This is a genomic window from Sporosarcina gallistercoris, from assembly GCF_050459885.1.
GTDB lineage: Bacteria > Bacillota > Bacilli > Bacillales_A > Planococcaceae > Sporosarcina > Sporosarcina gallistercoris_A.
The window spans coordinates 211,872-228,490 of record NZ_JBCMNO010000018.1 but is presented as its reverse complement, the minus strand read 5'-3'; the positions used below and the strand labels follow the sequence as shown (position 1 = coordinate 228,490).

Annotated in this window: 12 protein-coding genes, 2 pseudogenes, 1 riboswitch and 2 other annotated features; of the genes and pseudogenes, 11 read left to right on the top strand and 3 right to left on the bottom strand. The window is 39.5% G+C overall.

Annotated features, from left to right (window positions below; genetic code table 11):
* Positions 1 to 11 precede the first annotated feature (11 nt).
* Entirely contained in the window at positions 12 to 572 is a 561-nt protein-coding gene (locus tag ABE021_RS11725) for a TetR/AcrR family transcriptional regulator (protein WP_430288876.1), read from the bottom strand.
* Between the two features lie 243 nt (positions 573 to 815).
* Positions 816 to 2,891, bottom strand: a complete 2,076-nt coding sequence (locus tag ABE021_RS11720) for a S9 family peptidase (RefSeq protein ID WP_430288875.1) — start codon at positions 2,889 to 2,891, stop codon at positions 816 to 818.
* Between the two features lie 298 nt (positions 2,892 to 3,189).
* Here ABE021_RS11720 and ABE021_RS11715 point away from each other — a divergent pair, with 298 nt between their 5' ends.
* The 8 genes and pseudogenes from ABE021_RS11715 to ABE021_RS11680 all read left to right on the top strand — a co-directional run.
* Positions 3,190 to 3,681, top strand: a complete 492-nt coding sequence (locus ABE021_RS11715; protein ID WP_430288874.1) for a sigma-70 family RNA polymerase sigma factor — start codon at positions 3,190 to 3,192, stop codon at positions 3,679 to 3,681.
* Position 3,682: 1 nt separating this feature from the next.
* Positions 3,683 to 4,555, top strand: coding sequence for a DUF3298 domain-containing protein (locus ABE021_RS11710; protein WP_430288872.1), 873 nt, complete (start codon positions 3,683 to 3,685; stop codon positions 4,553 to 4,555).
* A 141-nt stretch (positions 4,556 to 4,696) separates the two neighbouring features.
* Positions 4,697 to 5,566, top strand: a complete 870-nt coding sequence (locus ABE021_RS11705) for a polysaccharide deacetylase family protein (RefSeq protein ID WP_430288871.1) — start codon at positions 4,697 to 4,699, stop codon at positions 5,564 to 5,566.
* A gap of 258 nt (positions 5,567 to 5,824) precedes the next feature.
* Complete coding sequence (locus ABE021_RS11700; RefSeq protein ID WP_430288870.1) at positions 5,825 to 7,213, top strand: TldD/PmbA family protein; 1,389 nt, start codon at positions 5,825 to 5,827, stop codon at positions 7,211 to 7,213.
* Between the two features lie 2 nt (positions 7,214 to 7,215).
* The gene (locus ABE021_RS11695) at positions 7,216 to 8,559 is read left to right on the top strand and encodes a TldD/PmbA family protein (RefSeq protein WP_430288868.1); all 1,344 of its coding nucleotides are present in this window, start codon (positions 7,216 to 7,218) and stop codon (positions 8,557 to 8,559) included.
* Between the two features lie 289 nt (positions 8,560 to 8,848).
* Positions 8,849 to 9,196, top strand: a complete 348-nt coding sequence (locus ABE021_RS11690) for a hypothetical protein (RefSeq protein ID WP_430288867.1) — start codon at positions 8,849 to 8,851, stop codon at positions 9,194 to 9,196.
* Between the two features lie 463 nt (positions 9,197 to 9,659).
* Positions 9,660 to 9,913, top strand: a binding site (T-box leader).
* A 60-nt stretch (positions 9,914 to 9,973) separates the two neighbouring features.
* Positions 9,974 to 11,218: an MFS transporter gene (locus ABE021_RS11685; protein ID WP_430288865.1), complete on the top strand. Its 1,245-nt coding sequence runs from the start codon at positions 9,974 to 9,976 to the stop codon at positions 11,216 to 11,218.
* A 111-nt stretch (positions 11,219 to 11,329) separates the two neighbouring features.
* Positions 11,330 to 11,591 (top strand) — a binding site (T-box leader).
* Between the two features lie 50 nt (positions 11,592 to 11,641).
* Positions 11,642 to 12,214, top strand: a pseudogene (locus tag ABE021_RS11680) (class I tRNA ligase family protein); the annotation flags it as partial.
* 328 nt (positions 12,215 to 12,542) lie between these two features.
* On the opposite strand, the gene ABE021_RS11675 reads toward ABE021_RS11680, so the two are convergent.
* Positions 12,543 to 12,983, bottom strand: coding sequence for an ASCH domain-containing protein (locus ABE021_RS11675; protein WP_430288864.1), 441 nt, complete (start codon positions 12,981 to 12,983; stop codon positions 12,543 to 12,545).
* 637 nt (positions 12,984 to 13,620) lie between these two features.
* Between ABE021_RS11675 and ABE021_RS11670 the strand changes: the two are divergent.
* The 3 genes and pseudogenes from ABE021_RS11670 to ABE021_RS11660 all read left to right on the top strand — a co-directional run.
* Positions 13,621 to 14,406, top strand: a pseudogene (locus ABE021_RS11670) (class I tRNA ligase family protein); the annotation flags it as partial.
* A 322-nt stretch (positions 14,407 to 14,728) separates the two neighbouring features.
* Positions 14,729 to 15,190, top strand: coding sequence for a GNAT family N-acetyltransferase (locus ABE021_RS11665; protein ID WP_430288863.1), 462 nt, complete (start codon positions 14,729 to 14,731; stop codon positions 15,188 to 15,190).
* 19 nt (positions 15,191 to 15,209) lie between these two features.
* Complete coding sequence (locus tag ABE021_RS11660) at positions 15,210 to 15,743, top strand: GNAT family N-acetyltransferase (protein WP_430288862.1); 534 nt, start codon at positions 15,210 to 15,212, stop codon at positions 15,741 to 15,743.
* A gap of 689 nt (positions 15,744 to 16,432) precedes the next feature.
* Positions 16,433 to 16,534: riboswitch (purine riboswitch) on the top strand.
* Positions 16,535 to 16,619 lie beyond the last annotated feature (85 nt).

Here is a 16,619-nt window from a genome sequence, read left to right as displayed (position 1 = left end):
GTCGGTTTTTTTCACATACGATCCACTTTTACCATTCCATACAGTAGGATATCGACAATTTCATCCAAAGCTTCTTCGACAGTAATACGGTTCTCCAGGAAAAATTGCCGATCCATCGTCGCATTGGCAGCTTCGATAATCAGTTTCATAAGGAGTGGTACGTTGTGGTCAGCAATGAGTCCTTCCTGTATGCCTTGCTCGATCAGTTCCTGTAGTTCATCCCATTCGTTTAAAGCCGCATGGATGCGTGTCCACTGGTCAGGATACGATTTTTTCATCTGTTCGAGTATCTGCCATGTATAGAAGTCGTTGTATTTAGGAATGACAGTCATCGTCTTCTTGATTTTTTCAATTAAGGTCAAGTGAGGGCTCTGCATGATCGCTTCGGTCTTTTCGTCGAATTCCTGAAGTGTTGAGTCGATGATTGCATCCAAGATATCCACTTTTGAGGCGAATTGCTCGTACAGCGTACGTTTACTTATGCCAAGCCTCTTGGCAAGATCATCCATCGTGAATTTCATACTCTTCTCATGCACTTCTTCTAAAAAGGCTTTCATGATCCGTGCTTTCATACCTCTTCCTCCTGACGGGTGTAAACTGTAAAAACAAAAATAGTTTCAAGCGTTCAAATAGGACTATATAATGTAATGGTCAGGAAGTCAAGCTGATCGCTCGGAGAAAAGAGATTGTAGAGTATGAATGCAGCTCATTGGGAAACAGTATTATACTCCTTGAATTCCCCATTTTATTAACGTGCAAATAGAAATCTGGTGGAGAAAAGCAGTATGCTTTCTACACCAGATTAGTTTAGCGACTTATTTGACAACACCTTGAACATTCAACTCTACACCAGTCCCGATTTTATCCAACACGAACGCATATAGCGCTGCGGATTCCTTCAATTGGTTGAAACGTCCTGACTCTCCGAAGTGACCAGCACCCATATTCGTTTTCATCACTAGAGTATGATTGTCGGTTTTCATTTCTCTTAAGCGGGCAACCCATTTTGCAGGTTCCCAATAGCCGACGCGTGGATCATTAAGTCCCGTCGTAATATACAGATGCGGATAGTCTTTCGCTTCCACATTGTCATACGGACTATAGGATTTCATATAGAAATACGCTGCCGATTGCCGGGGATCTCCCCATTCATCCCATTCCAGCGTAGTGAGAGGGATGTTTGTGTCGAGCATCGTTGTGACAACATCGACGAACGGAACCTCCGGAACGATGACTTTAAATAGATCACCTGCCATGTTAGCGACAGCACCTGCTAGCAATCCTCCTGCACTGCCTCCACGCGCAGCTAACTGTTCTGAGGTTGTGTACCCTTCCTCGATCAGATACCGTGCAGCCGCAATGAAATCGGTGAATGTGTTGCGCTTGTTCTGCATCTTGCCATCTTCATACCAATGTTTCCCCATTTCTGAACCGCCACGCACTTGCGCTATGACAAATACGATTCCTTTTTCTAATGCAGGAAGTCGGTACGGACTGAAATTCGGATCGCTGTTGGCGCCATAAGATCCATAAGCATAAAGGATGGTTGGAGCCGGTCCATTATCGAAGGCCCCTTCTTTATAAACAACGTTCAAAGGGATGTTGACACCATCTTCTGCCATTGCCCACAATTGCTTTTGACGGAAGCCGGAAGGATCATATCCCCCACTGACAGGAGCTACTTGCAGGAATCGCTTTTCTCCTGTAAGGAGATCCAGTCCATATGTTGTTTTCGGCGTAATCAAGGACTCGAAGTGGAGTAACACTTCAGACGCATCGTAACTTTGATTCGATTTTACTGAAACGGAGTAAAGAGATTCGTCCCAGTGGATCTGCTCCAACTTATCATCTCGCAACTCCCATATTTGTGTCAGGCCATTTTCACGACCAGCGACAAGAAGTTTGTCCTGGAAAGGATACAAAGCCTGTAGATAGCGGTTTTCATCATAGTCCACGAGATTTCCTCGTGCATGCAGATCGTTGAGTGGACAACTGAGCAGCTGGAAGTTTAGAGCTCCTTCATTCGTTAGAATAAGTAAGTTCTCCCCCCAGTGTTCGACGTCGTATTCGATACCGTCTCGCCGCGCATCGACCAGTTGCAGAGGAGAGAGTGGAGAATCTGCGTCAATCAGACGGACTTCACTCGTCGTTTTCGAATTCGCATGGACAAAAATATAGTTGCCGCTTTGAGATTTGTCCATATGGAGGGTGAATGTCTCATCTTTTTCTTCATAGAGGAGTTCATCCTCCTTCAATTCACTACCTAAACGATGACGCATGAAGCGGCTTGGACGTTCATTCTCATCCACAGTAATGTAGAAAATATACTGCCCGCATCTACTCCATTCCACGCTCCCGTAGATGAAGACATCCTGGATCCGGTCGGATAGAAGTTCTCCTGTTTCCAAGTTTTTCACGAAAAGGGTATAGCGATCTGTCCCATTCCGATTTTCCAAATATGCAAGGAGACGATGATCGGTACTCCATTTCAGTGCTGTCACACTTAAATAGTCACTTTCCTTAGCTAGTTCGTTCAGATCGAGCAACACTTCCTCTTGTGCTTCAGCAAGTAATTCGCGGCTGGATGCCGTTTTGCATGCATAAATCGGGTATTGCTTGGCTTTATCCAAACGGGAGTAGTAAAAATAAGGTCCATGCTGCACAGGAACGTCCATTTCCGATTCTGGCACGCGTTCCATCATCTTCTCGTAAATTTCTTCGGTTTGTTCCTTGAGAGGTTCCATCACTTCGTTATAATATTCGTTCTCGTCCTCCAGGTACGTGATGACCTCAGCATTATTGCGATCATTCAGCCAATAATAGTCATCTTCCCGCACATCTCCATGCAGTTCATGGGGATGGGGGATTCTGTTTGCGATAGGTGGTTTCATGATATTAAAACTCCTTCCTTCGATATACGTAATAGTTTCGTGAAGAACTAAGAAAAACCTCTTTTTTGAAATGTTCCGACTGCGATTGACGGCAGACTGTAGATTCTGAATAAGATTATCCGTTGTTAAATAAGAACAAGTTGTAAAGAATTTTTCATATAGAACTTCCCCACTAAAACATGAACTGAATAATTATCATCAAATTTTGTTCAATCCAAACTTTTTTAAGAACCTGCCCGTCAAATTAGTAAGACGTGAGCGCGACATGTTGAAATATGGAGAAGGTGGATCATTTGTCATGACAAAAAATGAAAAGTTCTTACAGGTGGAGCGTTTCTTAATTGAAAATCAAAATGCTCATTACCGACTTGCCTATAGTTACGTAAAAAACAAAGAAAACGCACTTGATATTATTCAAGAATCGATTTATAAAGCCCTTCGATCCATTGACCGTCTGGATGAAATCGAGTACTTAAAGACTTGGTTCTATCGGATTCTTGTGAACACTTCGATCGACTTCATACGGAAACATCAGCGTATGACGGTGATGGACGATGAGATACTCGATGGGTATCTACCCAAAACTGAAGACGAGCAGACAGATATGGATTTGCTGGATGCCCTGAATTCGCTGACTGCGAAGGAAAAATCATTAATTATCTTACGTTTTTTTGAAGACCTGAAGATTGATGAGGTAGCGGCTGTCTTGGAGGAGAACGTCAATACGACGAAAACCAAGCTGTATCGAAAACTTAAGAAATTACGTTTGGAAATTGGAGAGGGGATTTAAGATGAAACAAATAAACAAACTTAAGAAGGAATATGATGATATTGAAATACCTCATGAATTGGATGAAGTGGTGAAACAAACCATTCAAAAAGCTGCAATCTCAAAAAAGAAACGTTCACCTGTAAAAAGGTGGTCCCTTGGTGCAGCAGCTGCGGCGGCTATGTTCGTTGGCAGCATTAACCTCAGTCCAGCATTCGCAAATTCCATGGTGAACGTACCCGTTTTAGGCTCCATCGTTGAAGTCTTCACTGTCCAGACCTTAACAATGGATCAAGAGACTTACCAAGCAAATTTGAAAACCCCGGCAATTAGTGGATTGGAAAGTGAAGGGCTGCAAGCAGCATTGAACGACAAATACATTGAGGAAAATAAAGAGCTCTTTAAGCAATTTAAGGAAGACGTCAAGGACATGGAAGAGGTCGGTTCAGGCCACTTAGGCATCGATACGGGGTATGAAGTGAAAACCGATACTGAGCAATTGTTATCGATTGCCCGTTATGAAGTGAATACTGTTGGATCCTCTTCCACTACGATGCAATACGATACGATTGATAAACAAAACAATGTGCTAATCACACTTCCGAGTCTCTTTAAGGATGATTCCTATATAGAGGTCATCAGCTCCTATATAAAAGAAGAGATGATGCAGCAAATGAAGGAAGATGAAAATACCGCATACTTCGCTTTCGAAGGAGCAGATCTTGACTTTCAGACCATCCAGGCTGAACAAAACTTCTATATTACAGCTGATCATAAACTTGTGATCTCTTTCGATAAGTACGAAGTGGCGCCTGGTTATATGGGAGTGGTCACATTTGAAATCCCATCGGATATTTTGAGAGATATCCTGGTGGGAAACACATATATTCGCTAAGTTATTTTAATCAGCAGCAGATGAATGATTCCGTCTGCTGTTCCTTCTTATCCATAGAAGAACTATCAAACTTACATAAGCTATACGATCGAACTACACGGAAACATCGGATATTCATCATGACAGGAGGATCAACTTGATATGAGTGCATTAAATCAAGAGGTGAGCAGAAAAAGGAAGAGATTGAAAAAGCGATACTTCCTTATGTTGCTGCTGCTTCTGTTTGGCACTGGTTTTTTAGTAGGGAAATCTTATTCTGCCCGGGAATTGCCCAGTACGCCAGAAGAATCTACACCTATACCGGAGTCAAACGAAAAGACGGAAAAAACAAAGCCGGAAAAAGAAGAATCGGCTAATGAAGAAACTGATAAAAATGACCTTGTGGAAGAAGAAAAAGATGAGAAAGTCGTCTATCTAACATTCGATGATGGGCCTAGCAAGTTGACTGATCAGTTTTTGGATATCTTACAGGATCACGGAGTGAAGGCCACGTTCTTCATGCAAGGAAGTAATCTAAAGAAAGAGCACTTACAGAACAGTGTGAAACGGGCCGCTAAAGAAGGCCATTACATCGGAGCCCATAGTATGACTCATAATTATAAAAAGCTTTATACGGATCAGCAATTTGTACCTGAAATGATTCAAACATTGGAGTTGGTCCAAGAAATTACAGGATTGAATCATCACTTAGTCCGTCCTCCCTATGGATCTGCACCGGGGTTGAAAAGTGAACTTATGCGAAAACAACTTGCAGATGCACATATCAAAGTCTGGGATTGGACCATCGATTCGCACGACTGGGAACTTGCGGGTAAACCATCTCAAATTTTGCAGAATATTAAACAAGGGACTACATCCGACAGAGAAATCGTATTGATGCATGAAAAGCCACAAACCTTGGAGGCGCTTCCTGGGATCCTTAAATTCTTCAAAGAGCAAGAATACGAATTCGCTGTCTATGACGAGGCACATCACTTTAAACTCAATTTCCAGAATGATTCTGAGCTTTAGGGAAAAGTGGCGTTGCTAGGAAAGGTTACCAATCGATTATGAAGATTGGACGAAAGACTATAAGCAATAATTACTCATGTTAGAAAAGCCGCCAACTGTATTATCAGATGACGGTTTTTCCTTTGCGTGACAAGCTCTTTAACAAAGCCATCCTCTAAAATGAAATGATATGTATTACTAAAGATATTGAATTATCTGTCCAGTTGATGAATTCTAGAAAATTATAGGTTATAATCCAAATGGAGGGGGAATGGAAAAATGATCAAGCAATCGATAATTGAAAATGTTTTGGAGGCTGCATTGACGACAGGCGGCGATTTTTCAGAAGTCTTCATAGAAGATAAATTTGTGAATTCGATTGAATTGCAAAGCAACAAAATCGAGAGAAGTATATCAGGCAGAGATTTTGGAATTGGAATCCGGATATTCTCCGGACTTCAATGTGTGTACACATACACCTCCGATTTCTCCGAAGAAGGGTTGATTGAGGCAGCGAAGCGGGCTGCTTTAGCAATTAGTGGAGGAGGGAATGGAATTCTCCATCCTTTGCAGAAAGAATGGGTCAAACCGATTCATACGATTGCTCAACTCCCACAAACTGTTGAGCACGCACGTAAAGTGGCAGTGATGAGGAAAGCAAACGAAATTGCTAGACAGTACGACGAGCGAATTCGACAAGTGGGGCTCCGTTATTATGATGAGGAACAGAATATCTTGATTGCAAATTCAGAAGGCAGATTTGTGGAAGATCAACGGGTCCATTCCCGACTGGCGATACAAGCGACAGCTGCAGATGGAATGGAAATGCAGAGTGGATTCTATGGACCGGGAGCCCATGCCGGTTTTGAATTCATCGAAAATCTCGATCTTCAGCATTACGCAGGTGAGGCAGCCCGTATTGCAGTGACCATGCTGGGTGCGGATGAATGTCCAAGCGGAAAGTTCCCTGTGATCATTGACAATGAGTTTGGTGGGGTCATCTTCCATGAGGCTTGCGGACATGGACTGGAAGCGACTTCAGTAGCGAAAAATACTTCTGTATTCGCTAATCGGATCGGTGAAAAAGTAGCACCCGACATTGTGACATATATCGATGATGGAACACTGCCGAATGAATGGGGCTCTTTGACGATTGACGATGAAGGGGAGAAGACACGCAAGAATGTGCTCATTGAGAATGGGATTTTAAAAGGATATATGATTGATAAATTCAATGCACGCCGGATGAATGCGGAAGCAACGGGTTCTTCGCGTCGTCAATCGTATCGATTCAACCCGACTTCCCGTATGACGAATACGTACATTGCAGCAGGGAAATCGACGCCAGATGAAATCATCGCTTCTACAGAAAATGGGATTTACGCGAAGTATATGGGCGGGGGACAAGTGAATCCCGCAACTGGGGATTACAACTTTGCAGTTGAGGAAGCCTATTTGGTGAAAGACGGCAAGATCGATCGTCCTGTTCGTGGGGCTACGTTGATAGGGAACGGCGCGAAAACACTGCAGCTTATCGACAAAGTCGGAAATAACTTAGCGCATGGTGCTGGAATGTGTGGGTCTGTCAGTGGAAGCCTGCCTGTCAATGTCGGTCAGCCTATGTTACGAGTCAGCGAAATTACCGTCGGTGGGACAAAGGGGGAATAACAATGGACATCCAAACTTTTCAGGAAGAGCTTTTGACAAAAGCAAAGGATTCCGATTTTGAGGAAGCTGAAGTGTATTTTGAAAACTCGGCTTCATTCCAAGTGAATATATTTGAAGGGGAAATTGATAGCTATGAAACGTCTGAAGAAAGCGGTCTTGGCTTCAGAGGTCTGCATAACGGAAAAATGGGTTATGCCTATACAGAAAAGATCGAGGATGAGTCGATTTCATTTTTAATCGATAGTGCTAAAGCGAATGCAGCAGTGTTAGATGAAGATGACGGAACGGATATTTTTGAAGGCAGTGAACAATACTCTCAACAATCCCGTTTTAACGATGTGCTTGCAAATATCTCGATTACAGAGAAAATCGCATTCATTAAAGAAGTTGAAAAGAGAACGTTAGCCTATGATCCGCGAATTGTAACGTTAAATTATTGTGTTCTTCAGGATTTTACTCGGGAACGTGTCCTAACAAATAACAAAGGTCTTTCTTTACAAGATAAAATGAATGGACTCATTGTATTCATTTCCGTAGTTGCAAAAGATGGCGAAGAAATGAAGACGGGTGGCGCTGTCCGGTTGACTCGGGATTTCAATTCTTTAGATGCAGATGAAATAGCTAAAGAAGCAGCTGAGGAGGCACTTTCTCACCTCGGAGAGAAATCGATTCCATCTAGGAAATACCCGATTGTCATGCGTCACGATGCATCTGCTTCCTTATTAGCGGCATTTACTCCGATCTTTTCTGCCGAAGAAGCACAAAAAGATCAGTCACTGCTGAAAGGCAAGATTGGTGAAGGGATTGGAGCGGAAAACTTTACGCTTATCGATGATCCCTTCCATCCTGAAGCGTTGACAAGCAGCCATTTCGATGGGGAAGGGGTAGCAACTCAAAAAACGATTATTATTTCAGGGGGAATACTTGAAACGCTGCTGCACAATCGGAAAACCGCAAAAAAAGATGGAGTTGAATCCACTGGGCATGCAAGTAAGTCCTCGTATAAAAGTACAATATCAGTAGCACCTGACCATATGTACATTGCTCCAGGCGAAGACAGCCAGGCGGACTTGATTGCTAGTATAGAGGATGGAGTTCTGATTACAGAATTATCAGGTCTCCACTCCGGCACGAATACAATCTCTGGGGATTTCTCATTAGCTGCGACAGGCTTCCATATTAAAAACGGTGAAATTGCATCTGCAGTGAAACAGATGACAATCGCAGGGAATTTCTATGACTATATGAAGTCAATCGAAGCGGTTGGTGCTGATTTGAAATTTGTACCAGGTGGCTACGGTTCACCTTCTTTGAAAGTGAAAGAACTTTCAGTGACAGTGGACTAGTAGAAGAGAGCATGCCTGTGCAAAAAACAGTTTAGTAAGTTTCGTGTACAGGCATGCATATATGAAGAATAGGGAGATGTAAAATGACGTTAACTAATTTCGAGGAATATGATGATCCGAATCTAATATGAAAAAAAAATGAACCGTATCTTACAGAATTACCATTTTAGATGATTTGGGAATATAATACAAAAGGGCCTATTATTGACTTAGCATGTGGTACCGGTAGACTGACTATTCCTTTGGCAAAAGCGGTTATAACCTTTTAGGAGTAGATATACAAAAAGGAATGTTAAAAGAGGCTCGAAAAAAATCAAGCAATCTTGACGTGCAACTAGAATGGGTTGAACAAGACTGCACAAAACTGCATCTTCCTTGTAAAAGTAATTTGATATATTCAGTCGGAAATTCATTTCAACATTTACTAACTAACGATAAACAAGATGAATTATTAGCTTCTGTGAATAAACACTTAGAAATTGACGGAGTTTTCATTTTTGGTATTAGGTTTCCGAGCATTGAGGAATTATTACAGCCTAGTACGGAAGAGTATTGGAAATTTCACACTGATAACGAAACACTGAATATAGTGGATGTTTCCACACAAAGTCACTATGTTTCTTTGAAACAAATTTAGAACTATACGACCATCAGAAGGTCCAAAACCAAGGATGGACAAGTGACCGGTGACAAGAGAACCAAAATCAGTTTAAGATATGTATTCCCTAGAGAAATGGAATGAATTCTGTTAGTGAACGGCTTTGACATAATGAATGGTTATAAAGATTGGAATGAAAATCCAGTAACGAATGATAGTTATGAGATGGTACATGTTTGTAAAAAAGATTGCCCAAATAAGTATTATTATTTTCTTGATTATTTGCTTCTGATTGAAGTAATTGCCTTAAAAGAGGGAAACTAAGCACATTATAGATTAATATCTATCATGGAAATTGCCGATAGTTAGAATCGTTTTAGTAGATGAAGAGGACGTGTTTCGTGTTTTAGGCTTGTGCATTGATGGGCATTTTACTTTTCGATTTGCAATCAAAATTAAGTGCTCTTTACTAAAAGAGTTTTTAGTGATACTATTCTTTAAACTAAATGCGACGAAGAGAAGAGTAAATAATTAATTTCTTTTTAGAGAGCTCCGGTAGCTGAAAAGGAGTAAGAAATGATTATTGAAGCAAACCTCTGAGCAGCACCTCGGAACTTACTATAGGGGATAAGGTGCCAGGAGCTCCTGTTATAGAGCTAGAGTATCACATGTTTTTGTGTTGTACTTGATGAGATTAATATGGTGACATATTAATAAACTGGGGTGGTACCGCGATTATAGAATCTCGCCTCCAAGACACGTGTCTTGGAGGTGGGATTTTTTTGTTGGTTAAATTTAATAAGAGGGGGAGCTAAAATGAGTTTTAAAAAGTTAATTGACGGTTGGCGGTACCCCTCCATTCTGCTATTCAGCATTGGGATTTCAAGTGTTGGCAGTTGGATTTACTTCATCGCTTTAAATTTGATCGTTCTTAACCTAACTGAATCAGCAATGGCAGTCTCAGGATTGTATATCATAAGGGCTTTGTCGACCCTACTTACGAATAGTTGGTCCGGAAGCCTTATTGATCGTCGAAATAAGAAATATCTCATGATTATTCTTAATTTTTTTCAAGCGTGCCTAATTGCTATATTGCCTTACTTTTCATCTCTTGTACTTATTTATAGCATGGTATTTTTTCTAACAATGGCGAGTTCTATGTATCATCCAACATCAATGACTTATATTACAAAGCTAATTCCGATGGAGCAGAGAAAACGTTTTAACGCGTTACGAAGTTTGCTCGATTCAGGAGCTTTTCTTACCGGTCCAGCGATAGCCGGAATTATGTTTGCAATAGGGACACCCAATATGGCTATATACTTGAATGCCGTTGCTCTACTTGTGTCAGCGTTTATTACAATGGCGATGCCTAATGTTGAGGCGGATGAAGAATTTTCAAGAACAGAAGATAGGAAGTTGACTGTTGGTCTACTGAAAGACGACTGGAAACTGGTCATACAGTTTACTCGTAACTATTCATACACCATGCTTATTTATTTTTTGTTTAGTGTCATGATCGTATTGATGACAGCTACAGATTCTTTGGAAGCTGCATTTGCAACCAGAGTACTTTCCTTATCTGAAAGGGATTATGGACTTCTAGTAAGTAGCGCAGGTGCAGGCTTATTAATGGGTTCGATAACGAATACATTCACTGTGGAAAAGGTACCTACCTCATGGTTAATAGGAGTAGGTTCCCTGTTCACTGCAGTGGGATATATCGTATTCTCATCGTCTACTACTTTTTTTATAGCAATTGTTGGTTGTTTTGTTTTATCGTTTGCCTCGGCCTTTGCAAATACTGGTTTTTATACGTTCTACCAAAACAATATACCTGTACATGTGATGGGAAGAATCGGAAGTATTTATGGGGTTATTGAGGCATTCCTAATCATCCTTCTAACTGTCATTTTCGGGTTAGCAGCAGAAATGATTTCTATCAGAGTGGTTGTCGTTACCGGTTCTTGGAGTATGGCAGTAGTTGCCAGCTTCTTATTTGTTTACAACATACGGCCATCCAAATCTAACTTGTATTCCACTTCATTGAAAAAATTTTAAGCGGAGTGAGGAATCGGCGAGAAATAAGTTACTATGAACAAATGTAATAATTTGGAGTAATAAAGACTTTTAAATTTTCAGTGTTTGTGCAATAATAAGTGAAATAGATTTTAAAAAGCGATGAGAAGGAAAGTAGGTCAACCTCAATTTTCTAACAGAGAGCTTCGGAATCTGAAAAGAAGCAGAAAATAGTTGATTGAAAATGGCCTTTGAGCAGCAAAGTCGACTTTCAGTTTGATGAGATAGGCTTTGACGAGATGTGACACTCGTTATAAATGTCAAAGTACATGCGTAATACGATGTACTTACTGAGGCTAATGAGAAAACTTGTTAGCGAATTAAGGTGGTAACACGAGGAAACCTCGTCTTTAGACATTCTTTATGTCTAGGGGCGAGGTTTTTTATATTAGGGAGGGGACAGTTATGACAACATTTATTGGAGGAGCATGGCCTTATGCAAATGGATCGTTGCATTTAGGACATATCGCTGCGTTATTGCCAGGAGACATTTTAGCTAGATATTACAGACAAAAAGGAGCAAAAGTGCTATATGTATCAGGTAGTGATTGTAATGGGACTCCCATTTCCATTCGCGCCAATCAAGAGAATACCTCGACTGAAACAATTGCCAACCGGTATCACGAAGAATTTGTCCAGTGTTTTCAGAAGTTAGGTTTTTCTTATGATTTCTATACACGTACTGATGCAGAACATCATCATGAGTCCGTACAAAACATTTTCTTAAAACTATATGAGAACGGACATCTATATATAAAGACGATTGAACAAGCTTATTGCGAAACAGATCAACGATTTTTGCCAGATCGTTTTGTGGAAGGGATTTGTCCGAATTGCGGTGCTAAAGCAAGGGGGGACCAATGTGATAAGTGTTCTTCGATTTTAGATCCACTCGATTTAATCGAAAAACGTTGTAAAATTTGTGGGAATCCACCTGCTATTAAAGAAACAGAGCACTTTTACTTCTTGTTTAGTGAAAAAGAAGCTCATTGGGCTAATTTAGAAGATGTGGATGTAGACTCTTTTTAAACAATACAAACTACGGATGTTCTCGCTATACGAGAACTCCGTAGTTTTTTATTTGCGAAGATCAGTATAGGAGTCGATGAAATCCATGATGTTCTATCTAAAAAACCGTTCATATTTAGTTGAACGCTTCAGTCAGACAGTTACCAGTGACAATTGCCAAGCATTTTTTTTTGCAGCTAGTTTCACTTTATAACCAAAAAAAATAAAAAGAGGTGGCAAATTTGCCACCCCACAAATAATTCTGAACTTCAACAATCGCGCCCGTTTGTTTCACTATTTATTTTGGATATACTTTTTCAAACCGCTCACATACAACTAATATTTCTGGCGAGAATTCTTTATCATATTCTTTTAGTGCTTCGGTAAAGAATTTTTCATGCGCTTCCCACCAAAACTGATAATCCCCTTCTCCTTCTGCTAAGGCGAAATCTTCTGTTACCTCATTCATCGGAACAACTTCGACGGATTGAATTTGAATGACTGCGACAGGCTCATCTTGACCATTTAGAATAATATAATGTTCGCCTGCTTGGGGTATAGCTTCTTTTTCTAACTCATAAAACACAAAACCCGAAGTTGTCGCTGTCTTCTTTCCCTCAACAACTAAATCAGCTAACCAATCTGCCGAGACCCCAAATTGAAATGCATCTTTATATTCCGTCCCTACCTTATGATTTGCTACACAATAATCGTTCCAAAATTGTTGTACTTTATCCATAAATAATCTCCCTCTAACATAAAATTATTTCTTGTTCCGCAAAATGGCCCGTTTGCAGAACAAACGCATTAACGTAATTAGATTATTCTTTACTTATTTGCAATTTTACGAAGTAAATATAACGCATAAATGATTGCTGGGCTAGCCCCTATGTATAGAATCAATTGTATGACTCAAACAATCGCATTTAACGGAGATATTGCTATATCCATACTCATTTAATGCAATCTGATCCGTTTGTTGAAATCTATTGCATCTTATTCTACCTCTTTTTCATCTTTCAATTTCCCATTGATCTCTTCCGGTTTATCTCCGGTCAAATATCGCATTCCTAATTCGATATACTTATTTCCACCCCCAATTATACATGATTGTAGCAATCCAATTCACCATTATTAAAGCTCGCCCGCGTATACTTCCATGCATGCCTTATCAGTTAAGAGTATCGATATTCATTCCCTAGTGTGAAACGGTTGTACTTGTAATCATCCTATAGCAAGAAATTTGACATAGGCATTACATTTCTTTGGTGTTAGCCGTTAAACGCTGCGGGCTTTTTGATACTTTATTTAAAAAATTGAATGATAACTAAACCACATAAACATAGGCCCATACCTGCAAAACTAACTTTAATCCTTATTATGTACATGGGAAAGATAACATCCCTTTTCATTCAATCATTTGGCCATCTATTTTAATGGGCATCAATAATCCAACACTCCCTTCTCACATTGTCTCCAACGAGTATTTGACATTGGAAAGACAAAAACTATCGACAAGTAAGAATTGGGCAGTCTGGGTTCCATATTATTTAGAAAAATACGAAGCAGACTCTCTTCGATATTTTTTGACAGTCAATGCCCCGGAAAATAAGGATACAGATTTTTCGTGGCGGGAATTTGTCCATAGTCATAACAGTGAATTACTAGGTGCCTATGGTAATTTTATAAATCGTACACTTAAATTTATCGAAAAGTATTATAAGGGGATAACTCCTGAAGAAGAGATTGAAACAAAGATCAAAACGAGAATACAAAATCTCTATCAACAGGTGGGTTCGCTTATCGAGGATGCTCATCTGAAAAATGCACTAGAGCTGATTTTTGAATATATACGAGAAGCAAATAAATACTTTGATGATGAAAAGCCATGGATTCAAGTTAAAGAAGATTTGTCAGTATGTAACCGGACTATGGCTACCTGCATCTACATCATTTCAAACCTTTCGCAGCTCCTAAATCCGTTTCTTCCTTTTTCAAGTCAGCGTGTTCAAGAAATATTAGGGCTTAATGATTTGAAATGGCAGGAAATCGAAATTTCTGCGCATACTCTAAAAGAAGTGAAACCCCTATTCACGAGAATCGAACTTGAAAGAATCGAAGCAGAAATTGAGGAATTGAAGAACGGAGCCAATAATAATTAGAAGTACAATAAATTAGTGTGAGTGTTTGGATCAAATTGAAAGTAACTCATATCTTGCTGGAGGTTTATTGAATCGTAGCGTAGAAGGTTAATAGGGATAAGGTAGTTCTTAGGAAAATAGGTTGTGCATTTAAACGATATTCTGTAATCCTCTTATATGATATCAAACACACACAGCCTTGAAGTTTTTCCTACTCTAATAAGGATGAAGAAGATACGTATTTCAGAAGAGGTGCACTCTATGAATCAAGTTCGCAACTTCACTTTACATTGCAGATACCTTTAGGTGTAACAAAAACTAGTTTATAGATTCGGGGGATTAGATGAATATTAGACTTGCTAGGAAAGAGGACGTTGAACAATTAATGAAAATGCGATGGGATTTCACCATCGAGTTTGACAAAAGTAAGAAAGAAGAACCGTATGAAGATTTCAGAGAAATATTCAAAACATTTTTTGATGGCGCGCTTAAAAGTCGCCAATGGTTTATTTGGGTAGCGGAAGAAAACGGAAACATCTCCTCACACATATATGTGGAGTTAATACAAAAGGTGCCTCGTCCTGGTCAGACAACGCATCCATTTGCATATGTGACAAATGTTTATACTATTCCTGAATACAGAAATCAAGGGACTGGAAGTGAACTTCTTCGTTCCGTTAATAATTGGGTGAAAGAAAATAGGTTTGAATTTGTAATCGTATGGCCAAGTGAGGATTCAATTAATTACTATAAGAAAAATGGCTACATTCCTTGTAAAGAGCCTATGGAGTATTTCCCTAAATAAAATTGAATGGTGGATATTCATGAATTTATTTATTGATAAGGTAACTGCCCAAGATGCAAAAGATTTATATAAGTTCGAATGGGATAACAGGGATTTTTTTGAAGAAACGGTGCCTACTCGAGGAGATGATTACTATAACCCTGAAGTATTTAAAACCAGGCATGTCAACTTACTTGAAGAACAAGCGAAAGGGATTTCGATTTTCTACCTCATTAAAGATGAACAAGGTTCTATTCTTGGAAGGATAAATTTAGTGGACATTGATGAACTGAATAAAGTTGCTCATTTGGGATATCGGGTGGGACAAATACATGTTGGGCAAGGTATTGCGAAAAATGCATTGAAATTATTACTGGAATCAGTTGTAGAACGTAATATACAAATATTGAAGGCAGTTACAACCACCACCAACTTAGCTTCACAACAAGTATTAGAGAACAATGGATTTGAACCAAGAGAATGCGACCTTGAAGAATTTGAAATGAAGGGTAAAAAGTTTAGATTCGTTCATTATATTTGGAACAATAAAGTGACTGCTGGTGAAAACATCTAAGTAACCGGGTAATTGAGATGATTCTCTGAAATTGGGTTTATATGCAATTTCGATAGCCCACCAGAAAGTATCCTCCTTTTCATCATGAGTTTTTTTCGAAATTGCAGGGTGGGTTCATGACATATACTCATTGAGTTAACGACTTTCGGGATTGTAAGGTATAGTGGATCTATGAACGATATAGTTCATAACCAAGATACCTCCTAGAAGGATCTGTATGGAATGATCCTATTTTTACTAGATTATTAATTATCCGAGTAAAGTAAACATAATGGATAGTTTGAGGATCAGACAGAAATCGCGCAATAAATATCAGAAAAATCGTTATGTTGAAACATTGATAGGTGCACAACATTTCTGAGGAATTTTTAACGCATCCAATCATCATTTGTTCGTGGGAAAACGGGTTGTAGGTTATCAAACTGAAGGAGGCAATCCATGATTGGGAATACTCTTCAAAAGGGATGCGGTAATAATCGATTAAGTTCATTTCACGTGTAAGTATTGAACAGGACGTCAACTATTCACCACATTTGTACACTGGGATAGTAAGGGGTCAAACACCGTATTTCTGTTTTACTGGGAGATGAATTTTGTATAGATTTCTAAACGTTGAAATATCGCAATATAACAACTTTCATTGTAACTATTGACGAATTCCATGCTTATGTGCTAAAAATTATACATTGAAAAAATAAATATATGATGAATGTATATGCTTAGGAATATGGCTTAAGCGTCTCTACCGGGTAACCGTAAACTACCGGACTACATGAAAGAAAGACGAGTTATTGTATTTTTCATTAAATGCATTTCTTTTTTTCTTTTTGTGACTCCGAAACCTGGGTAAGTACTTACCCAGGTTTTTTGTATTTT